Annotated in this window: 22 protein-coding genes and 2 tRNA genes; 12 read left to right on the top strand and 12 right to left on the bottom strand. The window is 67.1% G+C overall.

Annotation, left to right across the window (positions count from 1 at the left end; translation table 11 throughout):
* The first annotated feature begins 125 nt into the window (after window positions 1-125).
* Window positions 126-1,346 carry an N-acetylmuramoyl-L-alanine amidase gene (locus AC5Y2S_RS04255; RefSeq protein ID WP_499953994.1) on the top strand — a complete coding sequence of 407 codons (1,221 nt, stop codon included), beginning with the start codon at window positions 126-128 and terminating at the stop codon, window positions 1,344-1,346.
* On the opposite strand, the gene AC5Y2S_RS04260 is transcribed toward AC5Y2S_RS04255, so the two are convergent.
* The 9 genes from AC5Y2S_RS04260 to rpmH all read right to left on the bottom strand — a co-directional run bounded on the left by AC5Y2S_RS04260 (window position 1,343) and on the right by rpmH (window position 7,808).
* On the bottom strand, window positions 1,343-2,101 hold the full coding sequence (locus tag AC5Y2S_RS04260) for an acetyltransferase (RefSeq protein ID WP_499953996.1): 759 nt from the start codon (window positions 2,099-2,101) through the stop codon (window positions 1,343-1,345). The genes AC5Y2S_RS04255 and AC5Y2S_RS04260 overlap by 4 nt on opposite strands.
* 275 nt (window positions 2,102-2,376) lie before the next feature.
* The gene (locus tag AC5Y2S_RS04265) at window positions 2,377-3,360 is read right to left on the bottom strand and encodes a ParB/RepB/Spo0J family partition protein (RefSeq protein ID WP_499953998.1); all 984 of its coding nucleotides are present in this window, start codon (window positions 3,358-3,360) and stop codon (window positions 2,377-2,379) included.
* 23 nt (window positions 3,361-3,383) lie between these two features.
* Window positions 3,384-4,364, bottom strand: coding sequence for a ParA family protein (locus AC5Y2S_RS04270; protein WP_499953999.1), 981 nt, complete (start codon window positions 4,362-4,364; stop codon window positions 3,384-3,386).
* Window positions 4,361-5,107 (bottom strand): 16S rRNA (guanine(527)-N(7))-methyltransferase RsmG, encoded by a 747-nt coding sequence (gene rsmG / locus AC5Y2S_RS04275; protein WP_499954001.1) that lies wholly within the window; start codon window positions 5,105-5,107, stop codon window positions 4,361-4,363. Before rsmG ends, AC5Y2S_RS04270 begins: the two co-directional genes overlap by 4 nt.
* Window positions 5,108-5,162: 55 nt before the next feature.
* A complete protein-coding gene (locus AC5Y2S_RS04280) occupies window positions 5,163-5,735 on the bottom strand; it encodes a Jag family protein (protein ID WP_499954003.1) in 573 nt (190 codons plus the stop codon).
* Window positions 5,736-5,815: 80 nt separating this feature from the next.
* Window positions 5,816-6,952 carry a membrane protein insertase YidC gene (yidC, locus tag AC5Y2S_RS04285; RefSeq protein ID WP_499954005.1) on the bottom strand — a complete coding sequence of 379 codons (1,137 nt, stop codon included), beginning with the start codon at window positions 6,950-6,952 and terminating at the stop codon, window positions 5,816-5,818.
* Window positions 6,933-7,289 carry a membrane protein insertion efficiency factor YidD gene (yidD, locus tag AC5Y2S_RS04290; RefSeq protein ID WP_499954007.1) on the bottom strand — a complete coding sequence of 119 codons (357 nt, stop codon included), beginning with the start codon at window positions 7,287-7,289 and terminating at the stop codon, window positions 6,933-6,935. The genes yidC and yidD overlap by 20 nt, the downstream gene beginning before the upstream one ends.
* A complete protein-coding gene (gene rnpA / locus AC5Y2S_RS04295) occupies window positions 7,286-7,642 on the bottom strand; it encodes a ribonuclease P protein component (protein WP_499905443.1) in 357 nt (118 codons plus the stop codon). The genes yidD and rnpA overlap by 4 nt, the downstream gene beginning before the upstream one ends.
* Before the next feature lie 22 nt (window positions 7,643-7,664).
* Window positions 7,665-7,808, bottom strand: a complete 144-nt coding sequence (rpmH, locus tag AC5Y2S_RS04300; protein WP_068111553.1) for a 50S ribosomal protein L34 — start codon at window positions 7,806-7,808, stop codon at window positions 7,665-7,667.
* Between the two features lie 590 nt (window positions 7,809-8,398).
* Here rpmH and dnaA point away from each other — a divergent pair.
* The 10 genes from dnaA to AC5Y2S_RS04350 all read left to right on the top strand — a co-directional run bounded on the left by dnaA (window position 8,399) and on the right by AC5Y2S_RS04350 (window position 21,099).
* Window positions 8,399-9,955 (top strand): chromosomal replication initiator protein DnaA, encoded by a 1,557-nt coding sequence (gene dnaA, locus AC5Y2S_RS04305; RefSeq protein ID WP_499954009.1) that lies wholly within the window; start codon window positions 8,399-8,401, stop codon window positions 9,953-9,955.
* A gap of 492 nt (window positions 9,956-10,447) precedes the next feature.
* Window positions 10,448-11,647 (top strand): DNA polymerase III subunit beta, encoded by a 1,200-nt coding sequence (gene dnaN / locus AC5Y2S_RS04310; protein ID WP_499954011.1) that lies wholly within the window; start codon window positions 10,448-10,450, stop codon window positions 11,645-11,647.
* Window positions 11,648-12,805 (top strand): DNA replication/repair protein RecF, encoded by a 1,158-nt coding sequence (gene recF, locus AC5Y2S_RS04315; RefSeq protein WP_499954013.1) that lies wholly within the window; start codon window positions 11,648-11,650, stop codon window positions 12,803-12,805.
* Window positions 12,802-13,365: a DUF721 family protein gene (locus tag AC5Y2S_RS04320; protein ID WP_499954015.1), complete on the top strand. Its 564-nt coding sequence runs from the start codon at window positions 12,802-12,804 to the stop codon at window positions 13,363-13,365. The genes recF and AC5Y2S_RS04320 overlap by 4 nt, the downstream gene beginning before the upstream one ends.
* 254 nt (window positions 13,366-13,619) lie before the next feature.
* Complete coding sequence (gene gyrB / locus AC5Y2S_RS04325) at window positions 13,620-15,653, top strand: DNA topoisomerase (ATP-hydrolyzing) subunit B (RefSeq protein WP_499905450.1); 2,034 nt, start codon at window positions 13,620-13,622, stop codon at window positions 15,651-15,653.
* Between the two features lie 32 nt (window positions 15,654-15,685).
* Window positions 15,686-18,202, top strand: a complete 2,517-nt coding sequence (gyrA, locus tag AC5Y2S_RS04330; protein WP_499954017.1) for a DNA gyrase subunit A — start codon at window positions 15,686-15,688, stop codon at window positions 18,200-18,202.
* A gap of 190 nt (window positions 18,203-18,392) precedes the next feature.
* Entirely contained in the window at window positions 18,393-19,277 is an 885-nt protein-coding gene (locus AC5Y2S_RS04335) for a DUF3566 domain-containing protein (protein WP_499954019.1), read from the top strand.
* Between the two features lie 70 nt (window positions 19,278-19,347).
* Window positions 19,348-19,421, top strand: a tRNA-Ile gene (locus tag AC5Y2S_RS04340).
* A gap of 151 nt (window positions 19,422-19,572) precedes the next feature.
* Window positions 19,573-19,645, top strand: a tRNA-Ala gene (locus AC5Y2S_RS04345).
* A 182-nt stretch (window positions 19,646-19,827) separates the two neighbouring features.
* A complete protein-coding gene (locus AC5Y2S_RS04350) occupies window positions 19,828-21,099 on the top strand; it encodes a PE family protein (RefSeq protein WP_499954021.1) in 1,272 nt (423 codons plus the stop codon).
* Between the two features lie 17 nt (window positions 21,100-21,116).
* On the opposite strand, the gene AC5Y2S_RS04355 is transcribed toward AC5Y2S_RS04350, so the two are convergent.
* Together AC5Y2S_RS04355 and AC5Y2S_RS04360 are read right to left on the bottom strand one after the other, a co-directional pair.
* Window positions 21,117-21,335 (bottom strand): hypothetical protein, encoded by a 219-nt coding sequence (locus tag AC5Y2S_RS04355; RefSeq protein WP_499954022.1) that lies wholly within the window; start codon window positions 21,333-21,335, stop codon window positions 21,117-21,119.
* 11 nt (window positions 21,336-21,346) lie between these two features.
* The gene (locus AC5Y2S_RS04360; protein WP_499954024.1) at window positions 21,347-21,895 is read right to left on the bottom strand and encodes a TetR/AcrR family transcriptional regulator; all 549 of its coding nucleotides are present in this window, start codon (window positions 21,893-21,895) and stop codon (window positions 21,347-21,349) included.
* Between the two features lie 195 nt (window positions 21,896-22,090).
* Between AC5Y2S_RS04360 and AC5Y2S_RS04365 the strand changes: the two genes are divergently transcribed.
* Window positions 22,091-23,305: a cytochrome P450 gene (locus AC5Y2S_RS04365; protein WP_499954026.1), complete on the top strand. Its 1,215-nt coding sequence runs from the start codon at window positions 22,091-22,093 to the stop codon at window positions 23,303-23,305.
* Here AC5Y2S_RS04365 and cwsA read toward each other — a convergent pair whose 3' ends face one another.
* Window positions 23,306-23,761 (bottom strand): cell wall synthesis protein CwsA, encoded by a 456-nt coding sequence (gene cwsA / locus AC5Y2S_RS04370; protein WP_499954028.1) that lies wholly within the window; start codon window positions 23,759-23,761, stop codon window positions 23,306-23,308.
* Window positions 23,762-23,780 lie beyond the last annotated feature (19 nt).

Here is a 23,780-nt window from a genome sequence, read left to right on the forward strand (position 1 = left end):
CCAGTTCGTCGCACCACGCCCGGCGCTTAGCCTGGGGTTTTCCGAAAATTGAGAAGCATCTGCGACAATAGCGCTTAGCCGTTGCCCGCATTCAGCCTGTCAATTTGTCCCGGAGGGCCTTTGGTATGTCGAGTCCGCGCCGTGAATACGGCGACGCGCTGCGCTGTGGTGACCGCAGCGCTGCCGTGACCGAAATCCGGGCGGCGCTGGCTGCGCTAGGGCTGCTGGACAATCCCGAGGAAGACCTGACCACCGGCCGGCACGTCGCCGTGGAGGTCTTCGATGCCCAGCTTGATCAGGCGGTACGCGCCTTCCAGCAGAATCGCGGACTCCTGGTGGACGGCATCGTCGGCGAAGCCACCTACCGCGCGCTGAAGGAGGCCTCGTACCGGCTGGGCGCGCGCACGCTGTACCACCAATTCGGTGCACCGCTTTACGGGGACGACGTCGCGACCCTGCAGGCGCGGCTCCAGGACCTCGGTTTCTACACCGGCCTGGTCGACGGGCACTTCGGCCTGCAGACCCACAACGCTTTGATGTCCTATCAGCGCGAATACGGACTCGCCGCCGACGGCATCTGCGGCCCGGAAACCTTGCGCTCCTTGTACTTTCTCAGCTCACGGGTCAGCGGCGGCTCCCCGCACGCCATCCGCGAGGAAGAACTGGTCCGCCGCTCCGGACCCAAGCTGTCGGGCAAACGCATCATCATCGATCCGGGCCGTGGCGGCACGGACCACGGCGCCCTTATGCAGGGACCGGCCGGACCTGTCAGTGAGGCAGATGTGCTGTGGGACTTGGCCAGTCGGCTCGAGGGCCGGATGACCGCGATCGGCATGGAGACCTTTCTGTCGCGGCCGACCAACCGCAGCCCGTCGGACGCCGAGCGCGCCGCTACCGCCAACAACGTCGGTGCCGACCTCATGATCAGCCTGCGCTGCGAATCGCAGACCAGCCCGTCGGCCAACGGCGTCGCCTCCTTTCACTTCGGCAATTCGCACGGTTCGGTCTCCACGATCGGACGCAATCTCGCCGACTTCATTCAGCGAGAAGTGGTGGCCCGCACCGGTTTACGGGATTGCCGCACACACGGCCGGACGTGGGATCTGCTGCGGCTGACCCGGATGCCCACCGTTCAGGTCGACGTCGGCTACATCACCAACCCGCGCGACCGCGAAATGTTGATCTCCGCGCAGACCCGCGACGCCATCGCCGAGGGCATTCTCGCCGCGGTGAAGCGGCTGTATCTGCTCGGCAAGAATGACCGCCCCACCGGCACCTTCACCTTCGCCGAACTGCTGGCCCACGAATTGTCGGTGGAACGGGCATCGAGGCTGGGCGGTTCCTAACCGCTCTCGTTGATCTGCAACGTATTTCCCGCAGCAGAAGAACCCGCCCCCACGGGTTCTTCCAGTTGGGCGTTGGCCAGCAGGCGTTCCAGCGCCGCCTCGACTTCGGCCTTCCAGCCGAGCCCCTTGTCCAGCTCCAGCCGCAGCCGCGGGAAATACCGGTGCGGCGCCACCACGACGAATCCCACGTCCTTCAAGAACTCCGCGTCGATGATGCAGTGCTCCACCGAGCAGTCGCCGAGCGCCTCCAGCACCGGCCGGACATCGGGGTCCACCATCTGCGGGTCCTGCAGCTCGGACGCGGCCGGCGTGCGACCGAAGGCTTCCAGCGCGCGGACCCCGCGTCTGACCATCTCGTCGACGACCCGGGCGATGAGCCCGTGCGGCAGATCGTCGGCGGCTTGCCCGGGCTCGATGTTCATCGATGTCAGCAGCACCGCGTCGGCGGACACCGGCGCGGTGGGAAACCGTTGCGCCCGCGGCACCGCGCGGGGCGGGGCGTAGAGGACGTATCCCAGGCACGGCGGCTCGGCGTGGCTGCGCTCGTCGTCGGGAATCGCGGTGGCGACCTGCCCGCACGAACCCCACTCCAGCATCACCATCGACAACCACGCTTCCTTTTCGAATTCGGGGTCGGCGAGGTGGTCCTGGTTACCGAGGGTCGCGGGGTCGACCTCCCAGAACACGCAGCGGCGCGCATGCTTGGGAAGCTGCTCGAAAGCCTCGAGCCGAAGGGGCGTGATTCGAGCGGACACTAGCCTCCTGGCTTCCGTGCGGTCTTGGAGCCACGCAATTGTGGGCCACCGGCAACCTCTCCAGGATAGGAGAGTTTGACCTCGTCGGACCAGTGTTTGCCCCGCCACTTGCGCCGGCCCGGAATGACGGCCTCGGCATCGGGCCGCCGGCCCGGTAACGGACGAAACACCTTGAGGCACATAGCAACTCCGCAGAATTGGGGCACGCGAGGCCGGCGATTTCGGGCTCGGGAGCGGCCCAGTGTCACAGTGACGTAATTACACCGTGTGGACGGTCATGCCTTGGGAGGGGTCATCACGTCCACGATCCGCTGGAGGTCCTCGACCGAGCCGAACTCGACGACGATCCGCCCCTTGCGTTTGCCGAGGCTGACCGTCACCCGGGTGTCGAAGGTGTTGGACAGCCGCTCAGCAACGTCCTGCAGGCCGGGCATCTGAATCGGCTTGCGGCGCTGCGGTGCCGGGGCGGCGGCGTCGCCGCGGTTGGCCAGGGTGACCGCTTCCTCGGTTGCCCGAACCGACAGGCCCTCGGCGACGATCCGACTGGCGAGCTCCTCCTGGGCCTCCGGGCCGGCCTCGAGGGCCAGCAGCGCGCGGGCGTGGCCCGCGGACAGGACCCCCGCGGCGACCCGCCGCTGCACCGCGATCGGGAGCTTCAGCAATCGGATCATGTTGGTGATCAGCGGCCGCGACCGGCCGATGCGCGAGGCCAGTTCGTCGTGGGTGACGTCGAACTCGTCGAGCAGCTGCTGGTATGCAGCCGCCTCCTCCAAGGGGTTCAGCTGTACCCGGTGGATGTTCTCCAGCAGGGCGTCGCGCAGCAGGTTGTCGTCGCCGGTCTCGCGGACGATCGCGGGGATGGTGGCCAGCCCCGCCTCCTGCGCGGCGCGCCAGCGCCGCTCCCCCATCACGATCTGGTACCGCGCGCCGCCCGGCGCCCCGGTCACCGCGCGGACCACGATGGGCTGCAGGAGCCCGAACTCGCGGATGGAGTGGACCAGCTCCGACAGTGCCTCCTCGTCGAACACCTGCCGGGGCTGGCGCGGGTTGCGCTCGATGTCGCCCGGGGCGATCTCGCGATAGACCGCGCCCACCGAGGCGGCGTCCTGCGCCGGCCCGCCGATCAGCACGTCGGCCGCCGCATCCCCCATCCGGGGACCCAGCGTCGCCGGCCCCGAGTCGCCCTCCGCCGGGCCGGTGGGGATCAGCGAAGCCAGGCCCCGGCCGAGGCCGCCCTTCTTGCGTAACGGCTGCGTCATGGTCGTCCCTTCACGGATGGTGGTCAGTCGCGCTCGGCGAGTTCGCGGCTCGCGTCGAGGTAGCTCATCGCCCCGCGCGAACCGGGGTCGTAGTCGATGATCGTCATGCTGTAGCCGGGCGCCTCGGAAACCTTGACGCTGCGCGGAATCACGGTGCGCAACACCTTGTCTCCGAAGAACCGGCGGACCTCGTCGGCCACCTGGTCGGCCAGCTTGGTCCGCCCGTCGTACATCGTGAGGATCACGGTGGTCACTTCGAGCCGGGGATTGAGGTGGGCCTTGACCATCTCGATGTTGCGCATCAGCTGTGACACGCCCTCCAGCGCGTAGTACTCGCACTGGATCGGGATCATCACCTCGGGTGCCGCCACGAGCGCATTGATCGTCAGCAGGCCGAGCGAGGGCGGGCAGTCGATGAAGACGTAGTCGAAGTCGAACTGGTCGAGTTCGGCCAACGCGGTCCGGAGCCGGTTCTCGCGCGCGACCATGCTCACCAATTCGATCTCGGCGCCGGCCAGGTCGATCGTCGCCGGCACACAGAACAGCCGCGGGCTGTGCGGGCTCGGCCGTAACGCGTCGCGCAATGAGACCTCGCCGATGAGCACCTCGTACGAGGACGGGGTGCCCGCCTGCCGGTCGTGGATGCCCAGCGCGGTGCTCGCGTTGCCCTGAGGGTCGAGATCGATGACGAGGGTCTTCAGGCCTTGCACGGCCAGGGCGGCGGCTAGGTTGACGGCGGTGGTCGTCTTGCCGACACCGCCCTTTTGATTGGCGACGGTGAACACCCGTCGATGGGTCGGGCGGCGCAGCGGCGCGTAGGTCGTGTGGAGCACCCGCATGGCGCGCTCGGCCGCGGCGCCGATGGGAGTGTCGTATTCGGTCGATGTTTCACGTGAAACATCGGCGGGTGCGGCGTCCGCCGCTGTGGCCGGCGCCTCGGGCTGCGCCTGCGCGACGGGCGGTGACGGCGGGGGTCCGCCGGACCAATCGGGTGGAGAACTCACCGTGCCCCCCTGTCTGTCGACCGTGCCGGCTTCTGGCGCGAAGGCCTTCCTCGTCGCGCTAAGACCACGGTTGCGGGCGGACACAAGTAGTTCACGCCACATGTCACCACCCTGACATCAACGGCACCCGATCCGGCCATCACACGCCGGTGCGCTTCCACTTCCTCGGGAGCGCGCTCCCCTTTGATCGCGACCATCCGCCCGTCCTGCCGTAGCAACGGCATGCTCCACTTCGCCAACTTGTCCAGCGCCGCAACCGCCCGCGACACCGCGGCGTCCCGGGCGCCGAATCGTTCGCGCACCCAAGGGTCCTCCGCACGGCCACGCACCACCTCGACCGCCAACCCTAGTTCGGCAACGGCCTCGATGAGAAACTCGCTGCGGCGCAGCATCGGCTCGAGCAGGACGACCTCGAGATCCGGCCGTGCGATCGCCAGCGGTATCCCCGGCAGGCCGGCCCCGCTGCCGATGTCGATGACTCGTTCGCCCGGATCGAGAAGCTCTCCGATCGCCGCACTATTTAATAGGTGGCGGTCCCAGAGCCGGCCGACCTCCCGGGGTCCCAAGAGGCCGCGCTCCACGGCCGGGCCGGCGAGCAGCTCGGCGTAGCGCTGCGCCAGATCCATCCGGTTCCCGAAGACGGCGGCCGCGGCATCGCTCATTGACCCGGCGGCCTCGGCGCCCGTGGCGTCGCGGGCATGTTTCACGTGAAACGTCTCGCGGTCTTGTTTCACGTGAAACATCCTCGATCCTCTGCGGCCCGCCGGGAGCATCCGTGAATTACACGGCTGTGACTCGTCAGTCGAGCAGGACAACGACCCGGCGCGACGGCTCCTGGCCCTCGCTCTCGCTGTGCACCCCAGGCACCGCCGCCACGGCGTCGTGGACGATCTTGCGCTCGAACGGCGTCATCGGGGAAAGCTCCTCGTGTTCGCCGGTGTTCAGCACGCGCCGCGCCACCTTGTCGCCCAGCGCGGCCAACTCCTCGCGGCGCCGCCGCCGCCAGCTCGCGACGTCAAGCATCAGCCGGCTACGCACACCGGTCTTCTGGTGCACCGCCAGCCGGGTGAGTTCCTGCAGGGCGTCGAGAACCTCGCCGCCGCGGCCGACCAACTTGTTCAGGTCGTCGCTGCCGTCGATGCTCACAACTGCGCGGTCGCCCTCGACGTCCAGGTCGATGTCACCGTCGAAGTCCAACAGGTCCAACAGCTCTTCGAGATAGTCGCCGGCGATCTCGCCCTCGGCGACCAACCGCTCCTCCTGGTCGTCGCCGTGGTCGGATCCGCGATCCTCCGCCGCCTCGTCGGCGGACGTCTCCTGCGCATCGAGTTCCGTGTCCACATCGCGCTCGGTGGTGTCGGCGTCTGTCATGTCGTTCCCTCTCCCTCATCACGGGTCCCTCTGCAGTCGGGTCACTCGCCCGGGGACCCCCTAAAAGCTGTGGCGCCTCGTCAGCGCTTCCGTTTCTTCGGCCGCGCCCCGGGCCGCGGGGTGCGGTTGGTCGGACCGTCGGTGCGGCCCGCCGTGTTCGGTTTGTCCGGTTGCGCCGTTGCCGCTTTAGCCCCGGCGGCGCCGTTATCCGATTGATCGGAATCCGAGTCCAAACCGTCGCTCCCGTCGTCGACCCCCGACGACGAACCATTGCCGCTCGCCGACGTCGTCTTCGGATTGCGCTTCGGCTTGGCCCCCGGTGCGGGCGCGTTCGCGGCTCGCCGCTGAACGGCCTCCTGCCGCTTGGCCTCTTCCTCTTTCTCGATCATCCCGAACACGTAGTGCTGCTGGCCGAACGTCCAGATGTTGTTGGAGAACCAGTACAGGATGATCGCCAGCGGAAGGAACGGGCCGCCGACCACGACGCCGAGCGGAAACACATATAGCGCAAGCTTGTTCATCATCGCGGTCTGCGGATTGGCCGCCGCCTCCGCGCTTTGCCGGGCCACCGACGCCCGGCTGTTGAAGTAGGTCGCGACGCCGGCCAGGATCATCACGGGCGCACCGACGGCGATCACCGCGGGTCGGCTGAAGTGCGTGAAGGCGTCCAACCCGGCGTGCTGGGTCATGAAAGCGCCGATCGGGGCGCCGAACAGGTTCGCGTCGAGGAAGTGCCCGACGTCGGCCGGGGTGAAGACGTAGTTGCCGGTCGCCCGGTTTTGGGCCACCGACATGTGCGGTTGGCCGAAGCCGCCGGTCGTCCGGTTGAAGGACCGCAGCACGTGATACAGCCCGAGGAACACCGGGATCTGAGCGAGCATCGGCAGACAGCCCAGGATCGGATTGAAGCCGTGCTCGCGTTGCAGCTTCTGCATCTCGAGCGCCATGCGCTGGCGGTCCTTGCCGTACTTCTTTTGCAGCGCCTTGATCTGCGGCTGCAGCTCCTGCATCTGCCGGGTGGTGCGGATCTGGCGCACGAACGGCTTGTACAGGATCGCCCGCAGGGTGAAAACAAGGAACATCACCGACAGTGCCCAGGCGAAGAAGTTCGACGGTCCCAGCGCGGCCGCGAACAACTTGTACCAAGCCCACATGATCCACGACACCGGGTAGTAGAAGACGTCGAGGCTGAACCAATCAAACGACAAAAGACTCACTCTCCCGTTGCTGCGGCGCGGGGCGCCCCGCTTGTCTGGGGCCGGCGCCTTCGAAGCTCGCCCGGCATTCGTGTCGATCCGGTATCGGATCCCATCCTCCCCGATGCCACGGTCCGCATCGGGCCAGCCGGGTCGCGGACAACCAGCTCCCCCGAATCAACCCGTATTCGGTGAGGGCGTCGACGGCGTACTGACTACAGGTCGGTACGAAGCGGCACGTCGCCGGACGGAGCGGCGACACCATGTGCCGGTACAGCTGGATCAAGAAAATCAACCCGCGCGCGCTGGCCCGCCCCGCTCCCCCGATCACGGCACGCGCCCTCGCCGGAGCCGTCATCGGTCGGTTCCCGCCGACTCGAACGCACGTCGCAGGCAGCGGCGCAGTTGCTGCTCCAGCCGCGCCGACGACGCCAGCCGGCTGCTCGGCAGCGCCCGGATCACCACGTGATCGGATTGGTGAAGGTCGCCCACCATGGTCCGGGCGGCGTGCCGCAGCCGCCGCGCAACCCGATGACGCTCGACGGCCGATCCGACCGGTTTGCCGATGATCAAGCCCACGCGGGGACCGGTGCCGTTCTCGGGAGCCCGCCGGACATGCACGACGACGTCGGGCTGCGCCGAGCGCATCCCGTACTTCACCGCGGCGTCAAACTCCGTTGACCGCCTCATGCGGTTGCGTGCGGAAAGCACCGCCAAAGACCTGGCGTTGCGATCAGGCAGTTAACGCGCGGCGGCCCTTGCGCCGCCGGCCGGAGACAATCGCCCGCCCGGCGCGGGTGCGCATCCGCAACCGAAAGCCGTGCACGCGAGCTCGGCGCCGGTTATTCGGCTGGAAGGTCCGCTTGCCCTTGGCCACGGCGTTCTCCTCGTAATTCGAAACTTCCGGCCGCTCGCGCAATTCGTCCGCGGGTCGATCGGAGGTGGGTCTTGCTACTGGCCGGCGCGGTCCCCGGTCTTCATCTGGGTCGCAGCCGTATCGCCGACTTTCGGGCGACTGTTTGAGGGTACTGACGTGCCTTCGCTGGGTCAAACTTGGTCTGCCGCAACGCACCAAACTCACACATCCGCGAAAACCGAAGTTCTCGGCGCCCTCGCTGCGGCACCATAGAAGTTTGGGCGACAAGCAGGCCCCAGGACACCCTAGAGAAGCCGATTGGAATGCAACACAACTGTTGGCAGCCGAACGGAAAACTGTTAACTTCGGGCAATGCCGTTTCAGAGTGGAACGGCGCTCGACGACAAAGCGAGGATGGCGGATCGAGTAGCTGTCTAGGCGACCGGCCGGGGTTGCCATCAGCACGGAGATCGCGGGCCGTCGCCGGTAGGGTGCGGTTCGTCTACGATTATCCTGTCCACACCTGTGGATAACTATGTGGACAGCTGCTTCGTCGTTAAGCGTGGTTGCCCCTCGACCCGGGATCTGCGAGAGCCAGGGAGATTACGTCGTTGACCGATGACCCCGGTTCAGGATTCACAACAGTTTGGAATGCGGTCGTCTCCGAGCTCAACGGCGAGTCCGCCTCGGACGGCCTGGCCGCCAACCGCACGGCACTAGCCACCCCACTGACCCCCCAGCAAAGGGCGTGGCTGAATCTCGTCCGGCCGCTGACGATCGTCGAGGGGTTTGCTCTGTTGTCGGTGCCGAGCAGCTTCGTGCAAAACGAGATCGAACGCCACCTCCGCGCCCCGATCACCGACGCGCTCAGCCGCCGGCTCGGACAGCAGATCCAACTCGGCGTCCGCATCGCCCCACCCCTCGAGGACACCGACGCGAGCGCGTTCACCAACGGCGACGCCTTTCCACCCGTCTCGGAAACTTCCGCCCTCGACCAGGCCGACGATGCCGACCTGGACACCGCGATCGACACCGACGAGACGGACGAGAACGGTGACGTTCCGGCCGGCGCCGAACAGAGCTGGCCCAACTACTTCACCGAACGCCCGCACGCGGCCGACCCGGCCGTCGCCGGCGGCACCAGCCTGAACCGGCGCTACACCTTCGACACCTTCGTCATCGGGGCGTCCAACCGCTTCGCACACGCCGCGGCCCTCGCCATCGCCGAAGCCCCCGCCCGCGCCTACAACCCGCTCTTCATCTGGGGCGAGTCCGGCCTGGGCAAAACCCACCTGTTGCACGCCGCCGGCAATTACGCCCAACGGTTGTTTCCCGGCATGCGCGTGAAGTACGTCTCGACCGAAGAATTCACCAACGACTTCATCAACTCGCTGCGCGACGATCGCAAGGTCGCGTTCAAACGCAGCTACCGCGACGTCGACGTGCTACTGGTCGACGACATCCAGTTCATCGAGGGCAAAGAAGGTATCCAGGAAGAGTTCTTCCACACCTTCAACACGCTGCACAACGCCAACAAGCAGATCGTCATCTCGTCCGACCGGCCACCCAAACAACTCGCCACGCTGGAAGACCGCCTGCGGACCCGGTTCGAGTGGGGACTGATCACCGACGTGCAGCCCCCCGAGCTGGAGACCCGCATCGCCATTCTGCGCAAGAAGGCACAGATGGAGCGGCTGGCGGTGCCCGACGACGTGCTCGAGCTGATCGCGAGCAGCATCGAACGCAACATCCGCGAGCTCGAAGGGGCTCTCATCCGGGTGACGGCATTCGCCTCGTTGAACAAGACGCCGATCGACAAGGCGCTCGCCGAGATCGTGCTTCGTGACCTCATCGCCGACGCGAGCACCATGCAAATCAGCGCGGCCACCATCATGGCCGCCACCGCCGAGTACTTCGACACCACCGTCGAGGAGCTCCGCGGCCCTGGCAAGACTCGGGCGCTGGCACAGTCACGACAAATAGCGATGTACCTGTGCCGTGAGTTGACCGACCTGTCGCTGCCCAAGATCGGTCAGGCATTCGGTCGTGATCACACCACGGTCATGTACGCGCAGCGAAAGATCTTGTCCGAGATGGCCGAGCGACGTGAGGTCTTCGATCACGTCAAGGAGCTCACCACCCGCATCCGGCAGCGGTCCAAGCGCTGATCCCGGCGCCTCGAGACCGCCCGGCCGAAGTTTTTTTCAAAAAACTTCTCGCTCCCCTGTCACAGCTGTCACTCCAGGGTGTTGTGGGCAGCGCTGTGCACAAGCCCGTCAAAGATCGGTGCAGCAATGGGATCGCCGTGCACATCCGTCTTCCATCCCCATCCGCCCAACAAGCGCGGCTACGTTGTCAACCGCTTCATTCACAACCCCGTTGCTCCCCTAGCTGCACCAAAGCCACGCTGTCCCCAGAATCCACAGCCCTTAATACTGTTACTTAGATCTTTCCGATGTTTCTTCTTTGAAGAACGGCGTTGGGGACACCCGTCGACCGCGCCGCGCCGAGGCCCGCGTTCCCGCGGCTTGTCGGCGTCTGCGGTTAGCTTTCAAGATGGCGGCAGAAGATCTACGGTTGTGGTTCGACTGCTAGCGGACGGGCGGCTAGCCACTGTGGTTTTTGCAGGTTTTTGGACACTCGGCAGGTAAAGGGACGCTATGGACGCGGCGACGACAACAGCTGGGCTCACGGACTTGAAGTTCCGTCTGGTGCGAGAGTCATTCGCCGATGCGGTGTCGTGGGTGGCGAAGAACCTGCCGACCCGCCCGGCGGTGCCGGTGCTGTCCGGCGTCCTGCTCTCTGGCTCGGACGACGGCCTGACGATCTCCGGGTTCGACTACGAGGTGTCCGCCGAAGCCCAGGTTGCGGCCGAAATCGCTTCTCCTGGAAGCGTTTTGGTATCCGGGAGGTTGTTGTCCGACATCACCCGGGCGTTGCCGAACAAGCCCGTCGACTTTTATGTGGACGGCAATCGGGTCGCGTTGACGTGCGGAAGCGCACGGTTTTCACTCCCGACGATGCCGGTCGAGGACTACCCCACGCTGCCCACGTTGCCGGAAGGTACCGGCACCCTGCCGGCTGACCTGTTCGCGGAGGCGATCGGTCAGGTCGCCATCGCCGCCGGCCGGGATGACACGCTGCCCATGCTGACGGGGATCCGCGTCGAGATTTCCGGGGACAAGGTGGTTTTGGCCGCGACGGACCGGTTCCGTCTTGCGGTTCGCGAGCTGACGTGGACGGCTTTGTCGCCCGACATCGAGGCCGCGGTGCTGGTACCGGCGAAGACGTTGTCCGAGGCGGCCAAGGCCGGCGCCGACGGGTCCGAGGTTCAGTTGTCGTTGGGCGCGGGCGCCGGAGTCGGAAAAGACGGGTTGCTCGGGATCAGCGGCAACGGCAAGCAAAGCACCACCCGGCTCCTCGATGCGGAGTTCCCGAAGTTTCGTCAGCTGCTGCCGGCCGAGCACACCGCGGTTGCCACCATCGACGTGGCCGAGTTGACCGAGGCCATCAAGCTGGTTGCGTTGGTGGCCGACCGCGGCGCCCAGGTGCGAATGGAATTCTCCGACGGGTCGCTCCGGCTTTCGGCCGGCGCCGACGACGTGGGCCGCGCCGAAGAAGATCTCCAGGTCGATTTCGTCGGCGAACCGTTGACGATCGCGTTCAACCCGACGTATTTGACCGACGGGCTCGCATCAGTCCATTCGGAACGGGTGTCGTTCGGTTTCACGACGCCCGGCAAGCCCGCGCTGCTGCGCCCCGCATCGGGCGGCGACAGCTCCCCCACCGGCACCGGGCCCTTCCCCGCATCGCCGACGGATTACGTGTACCTGCTGATGCCAGTCCGGTTGCCCGGGTAGGTGTACGTCCGGCATTTGGGACTGCGCGATTTCCGGTCCTGGGCTCACGCCGACCTCGAATTGCAGCCGGGCCGGACGGTGTTCGTCGGCCCCAACGGCTTTGGGAAAACGAATTTGGTTGAGGCCCTGTGGTATTCGACAACATTGGGTTCACACCGGGTCGGAACTGATGCGCCGTTGATCCGGGCGGGCGCGGACCGCGCGGTGGTTTCGACGATCGTCGTGAACGACGGCCGGGAATGCGCGATCGATCTGGAGATCGCCGCGGGCCGAGCCAACAAGGCGCGGCTGAATCGCTCGCCGGTTCGTAGCACGCGCGAGGTTGTCGGCGTGTTGCACGCGGTGCTCTTCGCGCCCGAAGACTTGGCGTTGGTGCGGGGCGACCCGGCGGATCGGCGGCGCTACCTTGACGATTTGGCCACGGTCCGCCGGCCGGCGGTTGCCGGCATACGCGCCGATTACGACAAGGTCTTGCGGCAACGCACCGCACTGTTGAAATCGCTTTCCGGTGCCCGGTATCGGGGCGACCGCAGCGCCTTGGACACCCTGGACGTGTGGGACAGTCGGCTCGCCGAGCATGGCGCCCAATTGATGTCCGCCCGTATCGATTTGGTCAATGAGCTGGCACCGGAGGTGGAAAAGGCCTACCAGTTGCTGGCACCGGGATCGCGCCCCGCGTCGGTTGCCTATCGGCCGAGCCTCGACGCCCGCGGCCCGGCGGACTTCGAGGGCAGCGACCGCGAATTCCTGGAGGCTGCGTTGCTGGCCGCCTTGTCCGCGCGGCGTGACGCGGAATTGGAGCGCGGAATGTGCCTGGTCGGCCCGCACCGCGACGACTTGGAGCTGAGGCTCGGCGACCAACCCGCCAAAGGCTTTGCCAGTCACGGTGAATCGTGGTCGTTCGCCGTCGCGCTGCGGTTGGCGGCGTACGAGTTGCTGCGCGCGGACGGCGGCGAGCCGGTGCTGTTGCTCGATGACGTGTTCGCCGAACTCGATGCCACCCGTCGCCGGGCCTTGGCGGCGGTGGCCGAGTCAGCCGAGCAGGTTTTGGTCACCGCGGCGGTGCTGGAAGACATTCCGGCGGACTGGGATGCTAGGCGGGTGCATATCGATCTGCGCGACGATGACGCGGGCCGGGTCTCGGCGGTGCGGGCATGACCGACGCGACCGACGCGGACGACAAGAACGAGGTCGACAGACTGGGCGGGCTGACCGGGATCGACCTGGTGCGCCGCACCCTCGAGGAGGCTCGGGCGGCGGCCCGGGCGCAGGGAAAGGACGCCGGGCGCGGGAGGGCGATGCCGTCGGCGCCGCGCCGGGTGGCGGGACAGCGACGCAGCTGGTCGGGTCCGGGTCCGGACGTTCGCGATCCGCAGCCGCTGGGCCGGCTGGCGCGCGACCTCGCGAAAAAACGCGGCTGGTCGGCGCACGTCGCCGAAGGCACGGTGCTGGGACACTGGTCGTCGGTGGTGGGACAGCAGATCGCCGACCATGCCACGCCGACCGCGCTCAACGAGGGTGTGCTCAGCGTGACGGCGGAATCGACGGCGTGGGCCACCCAGCTGCGGATGATCCAGGCGCAACTTTTGGCCAAGATCGCCGCGGCGGTTGGCAACGGTGTGGTGACGTCGCTGAAAATCAGCGGACCCACGGCGCCCTCGTGGCGTAAGGGGCCCCGCCACATCGCCGGGCGGGGGCCGCGGGACACGTACGGCTGAGGCGTTGCGAGACGAAACCGGCCCCCAGTCGGGCGTTTATCCACAGGCGCCTCAGATCCGCCAGAACGAAAGAGACCCCTATCAGGGACGTCGGGACGCGGCGCGAATAAAGAAAACGTGCGCACGGCGCAGTTAGCTGGGTAGAAACGCGCCCAGAGAATGGGTGCCAGGGCCCGATCACGGTAGAGTGGTGGCATGCGTCTGCTGCGGTGACCGGACCGCCCGCATGAAACCCCAAGGAGAGCATTCCGACCGTGGCTGCCCAGAAGAAGAAGGCACAAGACGAATACGGCGCGTCAGCGATCACCGTGCTCGAAGGGCTCGAGGCCGTCCGCAAACGCCCCGGCATGTACATCGGGTCCACCGGTGAGCGGGGTCTGCACCACCTCATCTGGGAGGTGGTCGACAACTCCGTGGACGAGGCGATGGCCGGTTACGCCACCAAGGTCGATGTGCGGCTCCTGGATGACGGCAGCGTGGAGGTTACCGACGACGGGCGCGGCATTCCGGTGGCGATGCACGCCACCGGCGCCCCCACCGTCGACGTGGTGATGACCCAGCTGCACGCCGGCGGCAAGTTCGGCGGCGAGAACAGCGGCTATACCGTCAGCGGTGGGCTGCACGGTGTCGGTGTGTCGGTGGTCAACGCGCTGTCCACCCGGCTGGAAGTCAACATCAAACGCGACGGGCACGAGTGGTTCCAGTACTACGACCGCGCGGTGCCCGGCACCCTCAAACAGGGCGAGGCCACCAAGAAAACGGGAACCACCATCAGGTTCTGGGCGGACCCGGACATCTTCGAAACCCTCGAGTACGACTTCGAGACCGTCGCGCGCCGCCTGCAGGAGATGGCGTTCCTGAATAAGGGTCTGACGATCAACCTCACCGACGAGCGGGTGGAGCAGGACGAGGTCGTCGATGAGGTGGTCAGCGATACGGCCGACGCGCCCAAGTCGGCGCAAGAGAAGGCGGCGGAATCGACCGCGCCGCACAAGGTCAAGCACCGCACCTTCCACTACCCCGGCGGCCTTGTCGACTTCGTCAAGCACATCAACCGCACGAAAAGCCCGATCCAGCAGAGCGTCATCGACTTCGACGGCAAGGGCGCCGGCCATGAGGTCGAAATCGCCATGCAGTGGAACGGCGGCTACTCGGAGTCGGTGCATACGTTCGCCAACACGATCAATACCCACGAGGGCGGCACCCATGAGGAGGGCTTCCGCAGCGCGTTGACGTCGGTGGTGAACAAATACGCCAAAGACAAGAAGCTGCTGAAGGAAAAGGACGCCAACCTCACCGGCGACGACATCCGGGAAGGCCTGGCGGCGGTCATTTCCGTCAAGGTCGCCGAACCGCAGTTCGAGGGTCAGACCAAGACCAAGTTGGGCAACACCGAGGTGAAGTCGTTCGTGCAGAAGGTGTGCAACGAACAACTGACGCACTGGTTCGAAGCGAATCCCTCCGAAGCGAAAACCGTTGTGAACAAAGCGGTGTCGTCGGCGCAGGCGCGCATCGCGGCCCGTAAAGCGCGGGAACTGGTGCGCCGCAAGAGCGCCACCGACCTCGGCGGACTGCCCGGCAAGCTCGCCGACTGCCGCTCCACCGACCCGCGCAAGTCCGAACTCTATGTGGTGGAGGGAGATTCGGCGGGCGGCTCGGCCAAGAGCGGCCGGGACTCGATGTTCCAGGCCATCCTTCCGCTGCGCGGCAAGATCATCAACGTCGAGAAGGCGCGCATCGACCGGGTGCTGAAAAACACCGAGGTTCAGGCGATCATCACCGCGCTTGGCACCGGCATCCACGACGAGTTCGACATCACCAAGCTGCGTTATCACAAGATCGTGTTGATGGCCGACGCCGACGTTGACGGCCAACACATTTCGACGCTGTTGTTGACGTTGTTGTTCCGTTTCATGCGGCCGCTGATCGAGAACGGCCACGTGTTTTTGGCACAGCCGCCGCTGTACAAGTTGAAGTGGCAGCGCAGCGATCCCGAATTCGCCTACTCCGACCGCGAGCGCGACGGCCTGCTCGAGGCCGGGCTGAAAGCTGGCAAGAAGATCAACAAGGAAGACGGCATTCAGCGCTACAAGGGTCTGGGTGAGATGGACGCCAAGGAGTTGTGGGAAACCACGATGGACCCAAACGTGCGGGTGCTGCGCCAGATCACCCTCGATGACGCCGCGGCCGCCGACGAATTGTTCTCCATTCTGATGGGCGAGGACGTCGACGCGCGCCGGAGTTTCATCACCCGCAACGCCAAAGACGTCCGCTTCCTTGATGTCTGATTCGATTTCGCACGAACTAACCCGAGGATCACATGACTGACACCACGCTGCCACCCGGTGGCGAAGCCGGCGACCGGATCGAACCCGTCGACATTCAGCAAGAGATGCAGCGCAGCTACATCGACTACGCGATGAGCGTGATCGTGGGCCGCGCGCTACCGGAAGTGCGCGACGGCCTCAAGCCGGTGCACCGCCGAGTGCTGTACGCGATGTTCGATTCCGGGTTCCGGCCGGACCGCGGACACGCGAAATCCGCACGCTCCGTTGCCGAGACGATGGGCAACTATCACCCGCACGGCGACTCGTCGATCTACGACACCCTGGTGCGGATGGCGCAGCCGTGGTCGCTGCGGTATCCGCTGGTCGACGGACAGGGCAACTTCGGTTCGCCGGGCAACGATCCGCCAGCGGCCATGAGATATACCGAAGCGCGGCTGACCCCGCTCGCGATGGAGATGCTGCGCGAAATCGATGAGGAGACAGTCGATTTCATCCCCAACTATGACGGCCGGGTGCAGGAACCGACGGTGCTGCCCAGCCGGTTCCCCAACCTGCTGGCCAACGGTTCGGGTGGCATCGCGGTCGGCATGGCGACCAACATCCCGCCGCACAACCTGCGCGAGCTCGCCGAGGCGGTGTTCTGGTGCCTGGAGAACCACGAGGCCGACGAGGAAGCGACGCTGGCCGCGTGCATGGAGCGCGTCAAGGGACCCGACTTCCCCACCGCCGGATTGATCGTCGGCAGCCAGGGCATCTCCGACGCGTACAAGACCGGCCGCGGGTCCATCCGGATGCGCGGCGTGGTCGAGGTCGAAGAGGCCAGGGGCCGAACGTCTTTGGTGATCACCGAGTTGCCCTATCAGGTCAACCACGACAACTTCATCACCTCGATCGCCGAGCAGGTCCGCGACGGCAGGCTCGCCGGCATCTCCAACGTCGAGGACCAGGGCAGCGACCGGGTCGGCGTGCGCATCGTCGTCGAGATCAAGCGCGACGCGGTGGCCAAGGTGGTGCTCAACAACCTCTACAAGCACACCCAGCTGCAGACCAGCTTCGGCGCGAACATGCTGTCGATCGTCGACGGGGTGCCGCGCACCCTGCGGCTCGACCAGATGATCCGCCACTACGTCGCGCACCAACTCGACGTCATCGTCCGCCGCACCACCTACCGGCTGCGCAAGGCCAACGAACGCGCCCACATTCTGCGCGGTCTGGTCAAGGCGCTGGACGCGCTCGACGAGGTGATCGCCCTGATCCGCGCGTCGGAGACCGTCGACATCGCCCGCGCCGGCCTGATCGAGCTGCTCGACATCGACGAGATCCAGGCCCAGGCGATCCTGGACATGCAGCTGCGGCGCCTGGCGGCCCTGGAGCGCCAGCGCATCATCGACGACCTGGCCAAGATCGAGGCCGAGATCGCCGACCTGGAAGACATCCTGGCCAAGCCGGAGCGGCAGCGCGGGATCGTGCGCGACGAACTCAAGGAGATCGTCGACAAGTACGGCGACGACCGTCGCACCCGGATCGTGGCGGCCGACGGAGAAGTCAGCGACGAGGACCTGATCGCCCGCGAGGACGTCGTCGTCACGATCACCGAAACGGGTTATGCCAAGCGCACCAAGACCGACCTGTACCGCAGCCAGAAGCGCGGCGGCAAGGGTGTGCAGGGCGCCGGGCTCAAGCAGGACGACATCGTGGCGCACTTTTTCGTGTCCTCGACGCACGACTGGATCCTGTTCTTCACCACGCAGGGCCGGGTGTATCGGGCCAAGGCCTACGAACTGCCTGAGGCCTCCCGCACGGCGCGCGGGCAGCACGTGGCCAACCTGCTGGCCTTCCAGCCGGAGGAGCGCATCGCGCAGGTCATCCAGATCCGCAGCTACGAGGACGCGCCGTATCTGGTGCTGGCCACCCGCAACGGCCTGGTGAAGAAGACGAAGCTCACCGACTTCGACTCCAACCGTTCGGGCGGGATCGTGGCGATCAACCTGCGCGACAGCGACGAGCTGGTCGGCGCGGTGCTGTGTTCGTCCGAGGAGGACCTGCTGCTGGTGTCGGCCAACGGGCAGTCCATCCGGTTTTCGGCGACCGACGAGGCCCTGCGCCCGATGGGCCGTGCCACCTCGGGCGTGCAGGGCATGCGGTTCAACGCCGACGATTACCTGTTGTCGCTGAACGTGGTCCGCGAAGGCACCTACCTCCTGGTCGCCACGTCCGGCGGTTACGCCAAGCGGACCGCGATCGAGGAGTACCCGGTGCAGGGCCGCGGCGGCAAGGGCGTCCTGACGGTGATGTACGACCGTCGGCGCGGCCGGCTGGTCGGCGCGCTGATCGTCGACGAGGACAGCGAGCTCTACGCGATCACCTCCGGAGGGGGCGTGATCCGCACGGCGGCGCGCCAGGTCCGTAAGGCTGGACGGCAGACCAAGGGCGTCCGGCTGATGAACCTGGGCGAGGACAACACGCTGTTGGCCATCGCGCGCAACGCCGAGGAGGCCGCCGACGAGGTCGTCGGGGACGCCGACGAGGGCGAGGACGCTCAGAGCTAGGCAGGTAACGATGCGGGTAAGCGGGGGTCCGCTCAAGCGCCGCGGCAACTAGACTCGGCCCGACGGGCGATGCGGACCCAGCGGAGGTCCTCTCAACGGGCCTCTCGAACGGCGGAGGTGGAGCCGGGCAATAGACTCGGCCCGACCAGACATAATGCGACTGCCACCGCAGAAGATCTAAGGAGTCGGGGTGACCTCACCGAACGAGCCGGGCGCCCCCAAACAGGGCGACGGCCTGAATGGGGACGGCGCGGCCGAGCGTGCCGGTGTGCACCGCGCGGCGCCGGCGCAGACCGGCCGGGCGCCTGATGCCGGTGAGTCGCCACCACGGCCGCGCGCCGCCCGGCCATCCGCCCCGACGCATCGCGAGCCCGAACCACACGCAGAGCCGCGGCCGCCCGCGGCTCCCACCAGTGCCGATGCCCGGCTCAACCGCTTCATCTCCGGCGGGTCCGCGCCCGGGGCCGGCGCACCCCCGCGCGGGAAGCCATACGAGTTCGACCCCGCGCCGCCACGCGGCGACGGCCCGCCCGCCGAGGCCTACGCCAGCGAGTTGCCCGATCTGTCCGGGCCCCTTCCGCGATCGCCGCAGCGCAAGCCCGCCCCGGAGCGCAGCGCGGATACGCCGAGCCTCTCGGTCTCCGCCAGGTCCACGAATGCCGACGCCAACGAAGGCCGCGAAAACCGGGTTCAGGTCTCGCGGCGAACCCGCGGTCCCGTTCGGGCCAGCATGCAGATCCGGCGGATCGATCCCTGGAGCACGCTGAAGGTGTCCCTGCTGCTCTCGGTGGCGCTGTTCTTCGTGTGGATGATCGCGGTGGCGTTCCTGTACCTCGTGCTCGGCGGCATGGGCGTGTGGGCCAAGCTGAACAGCAACGTCGGCGACCTGTTGAACAACACCAGCGGCAGCAGCGGCGAATTGGTATCCAGCGGCACGATCTTCGGCGGCGCGGTGCTGATCGGCTTGGTCAACATCGTCCTGCTGACCGCGATGGCCACCATCGCCGCGTTCGTCTACAACCTGGCGACCGATCTGATCGGCGGCATTGAAGTCACATTGGCGGACCGCGACTAGTGCCGATCACGCGGTTTTGGGGGTCCGGCGACGATTGCGGTAATCTCGTCGCTCGGCCGTACGCGAGTGCGGGCCTGTAGCTCAGGCGGTTAGAGCGCTTCGCTGATAACGAAGAGGTCGGAGGTTCGAGTCCTCCCAGGCCCACAACCATGTGCCCGTCCAGACGTTGCGTAAGGCTTGCATTGCCACTGGCGCTGGTCGCTATAGCGGCGGTGGCGGTGCGGGCACGACGCGGGGTCGAGGTCTGGCACGTGGCCGTGGCCGATCCGGCAGATCAACCATGCAGCCACGATGAGGGGCCTTAGCTCAGTTGGTAGAGCACCGCCTTTGCAAGGCGGGTGTCAGGGGTTCGATTCCCCTAGGCTCCACAACCCACGCGTCGCCGCCGGCGATCACCCGGCCGGCGGTGCGTCTGTCTCGCGCTACGGCGATTGTCCGGAATTTCCAGTGGACTCGTAGGTGCGTGGATACGCTTTGCGTATGCCGGGGGGCTCGACGATCTAGCTGACATGGCCGACCGCCGGGCCGCAGCGTTGATCGGAGGCGGGGAATGTCATTTGTCATCGCAATTCCTGACGAGATTGCTTCAGCCGCAACGGATTTTGCAGAAATCGGTGCCACAGTCAGCGCGGCCAATGCGGCCGCATGGACCCCGACCGCAGAGGTCCTGTCGGCCGGTGCCGATGAGGTGTCGGCCGCGATTGCGTCGCTGTTTGGCGAGTACGGGCAGGCCTATCAGGGCGTCGGCGCCCGGGCGGCGGCGTTGCATGAGCAGTTGGTGCAGGCATTGAGCGCGGGCGCGGCCGCGTATGCCGGCGCCGAGGCGGCCAACGTGTCGCCATTACAGACCGCCGTGCAGGACCTGCTCGACGTGATCAACACTCCCACCGAATTGCTGCTGCAGCGACCGCTGATTGGCAATGGCACCAACGGGGCGCCCGGGACGGGACAGAACGGCGGCGCCGGCGGCATCCTGTGGGGCAATGGCGGCAACGGTGGGTCTGGCGCCGGCGGCCAAAACGGCGGCACCGGCGGGGCCGCGGGCCTCTTCGGCAACGGCGGTGTGGGTGGCGCCGGCGGGACCGTCAACGTGGCAGGAGGCACCGGCGGCACCGGGGGTGCGGGCGGCACCGGTGGCCTCCTTTATGGCAATGGCGGCGCGGGTGGGATCGGTGGGGTAAACGAGTTTGTCAACGGCAACGCCGGCAACGGCGGCATTGGCGGTAACGCGATCGGATTGTTCGGCGCCGGCGGCGGCGGAGGGGCCGGCGGTATATCCAACGATGGCGTTAACCCCGGTGGGGTCGCTGGCAGCGGCGGTAGCGGCGGCCACGGTGGCCTGCTCTTCGGGGTGGGTGGCGACGGCGGCGACGCCGGATTCGGCCGGGTTGGCAACGTGGGCGGTTCAGGCGGAGCCGGCGGATTGCTGTGGGGCGATGGCGGCGACGGTGGTGATGGCTCCCTGGGTCTTGCCGGCGGCGCCGGCGGCAACGCCGGGGTGATCGGAAACGGCGGTGCCGGAGGAACGGGCGGCGGCCTCTTTAGCGCGGCGGGAAGCGGCGGCCCCGGCGGTGCAGGGGGCAGCGGTGGGCTCCTGATCGGCAACGGCGGTCACGGTGGCACCGGCGGGCAGGCGATATTCGGCACTCCTGGCGCTGGGGGCGCGGGCGGCAACGCGGTGGGGCTGTTCGGCAACGGCGGGGACGGCGGCGAAGGCGGCGCGGCGGGTACATTCCCCGGCGGTCCCGGTGGTGCCGGCGGCAACGGCGGGATCATCTTGGGAGCGGCGGGAACCGACGGAGCGACCGGGGCGCATTTATAGGGCGGCAAGAGCGCTGCCTAGAGGTCCGCACCTTCGGCCAAGTAGGTGACTCGGTACCAACGCCCAAAGGGCGTCAGCCGCGTGTCGTAGTCATCGGTGGCGGTCACCGACTCCAAGCGGACGTCCGTCAGATGCGGATTATGAACGCGGACATGGTCTTCGAGCGCCGCCTCCAGCGCGTCGCCAGCGAGATTTGCGTCCGCGAGGGCCCTGCCCTCGTACCTCGTCCAAGTCACGACTCACATCCTTACTGGGTCACCGGGGGGCCGAGGAAGCGTTGAATCAGGGCGCGTTCGGCGGCCGGGTCTTTGACGGGCCAGCACCACAGCGCCAGGAAGATGCGGATCAGCCACTGCGCCGCGAGCGGGTCGTCGTTGTCGGGGCCGAGCATTTCGGCGGCCAAGCTGGTGACGGTGGGTGAGTTGACGACCCATTCGCTGACGGGGTTCGCATGGATCGACTGCATGAGCTGGGCCAGCGGATCCGACCGCAGCCGTTGGAGCGCGATGATCGTCGCGGTCACGACGCGATCGGGGCCCCGAAGGTCCTTGATGGCTTCCCGCGTGGCGTCGACGATGCGGGCGGCTTGGATGGCGACGACGGCATCGCGGATGGCCGTCTTGCCCCCGGCGTGCCGGTAGATCGTCGCTGGCGAGCAATGCACTTTGGCCGCCAAGGCTTCGATCGTGAAGCCCTCGTATCCCTTGCGCGAGATGAGATCGGCGGCCGCGGCGAAAATCCGTTCGGTGGCCGCACCGCGGCGATCGCGTCCCACCAGCCAGTCGTCGCGCGCCATCTACCCATGCTCCAACACATCGCGGCCCGCAGAAATACTTCTCTCACGGTGAGAATTTTCCATGCAGATTTCTCAGGCTAATGCGCTGCTGGCGGAGGGTGGGCGCGGTCAGCCCCGGCCGGCGCCGGGCGCAGGCGCCCCTCAACATCGTCCTGGCCCGTTGACGCCGCAGGTCGCCCCGTCGAGCCTTTACGTATGCCCGTCCTGGACAAACCGATCGAGCTCCTCGGCGCCGAGGCCCTACAAGATCCGTACTCGCTGTATGAGCGCATGCGTGGCGAAGCTCCGGTGCAGCGCATCGGCGAGTCCGTCTTCTACGCCGTATGCGGCTGGGACGCGGTGCAGGAGGCGGTCGAGCGCGTGGACGACTTCTCGTCAAACCTCACCGCCACCCTGGTTTTCCAGGAGGACGGCACCGTTACTCCGTTCGACATGGGGCCGGCGGGAGGCGCCGCCCACGCGCTGGCCACCGCCGACGATCCGGCGCACGCGGCGCATCGCAAGATCCTGTTGCCGCATTTGTCGGCCAAGCGGGTGCGCATCATCGAGGAGTTCGCCGCCGCCACCGCCGACCGGTTGTGGGAGCAGAGCCTCGACAACGGCCAGATCGAATGGATGAGCGCCATCGCCAACCGGCTGCCGATGATGGTGGTCGCCCGGCTGCTGGGGTTGCCGGAGGACGACGTCGACAAACTCATTCGACTCGGCTACGCCACCACCACGCTGCTCGACGGGATCGTCACCTCTGAACAACTCGAAGGGGCGTTCGCGGCTGCGCTGGAACTGTCCGGGTATGTCACGGAACATTTCGAAAAGGCCAGCGACAGCGGTGAATTCGGCCTGATCGCCGACCTGGCGGCACGCTGTGCGTCAGGCGAACTCGACCAATTACCGGCAATGGGCATCATGATGACGCTCTTCAGCGCCGCCGGAGAATCGACGGCGTCGCTGCTGGGCAGCGCCGCGTGGATTCTCGCCGATCGTCCCGCGATCCAGCGGCGGCTCCGCGAAAAGCCGGAGCTGCTAAGCGCTTTCATCGAGGAGACGTTGCGCCTCGAGTCGCCGTTCCGCGGCCATTACCGGCACGTGTGGCGCGACACCACGCTGGCCGGGGTCGAGGTACCGGCCGATTCCCATTTGCTGCTGATGTGGGGAGCGGCCAACCGCGATCCGGCGCACTTCGACGCGCCGAACGAATTCCGCCTCGATCGCGCCGGCGCCAAGGGCCATCTGGCATTCGGCAAGGGCGTGCACTTTTGCGTGGGCGCCGCACTGGCCCGCCTCGAAGCCCAGATCGTCTTGCGCAAACTATTGGAGCGCACCGACTGGATCGACGCGATCGACGTCGGCGACTGGCTGCCCAGCATCCTGGTCCGGCGCCGCAAAAGCCTGCGGTTGGCCGTCAGCTGATTACGGACGCGGCTGCACGTCCACGCTCGGCGGCAGGGGAGACGGCTCCTCGGCGGCACGCATCGAGCGCCGCACGACGCTGAACACGACCGCGCCGCCGGCCACGACCACGACGGCGGCCCCGGCGATCACCCAAGGCCGCGGCCTGCGGCGCCGGGCTCGGCGCGCCTCCTGCAGCGCCTGGGGCAGGCCCGAGACCACCTCTTGGGCGGCGGCCAGCTCTCCCCCGCGAGCGGGAGGTGCCCCCAGCGCGAGTGTCTCTTGGGCCGCGGCGATTTCGCGCGCGAGCCGACCCTCGCGGTAACGGCGACGAAGACCCGAAGCGGTCGACTGCGCGCCGTGGACACTCAGCCCGACGACACCGCGGGTGACATCGACCGGTCCCACCGCCGAGTAGGTCAGCCCGCGGGCCAATCGCTCCCGCGGGGTCAGCCGGGTTTCCGTCTTCGCGCTCATCTGCCGCCCTTCTGTCCGC

This window comes from Mycobacterium sp. NGS69 (genome assembly GCF_059812165.1).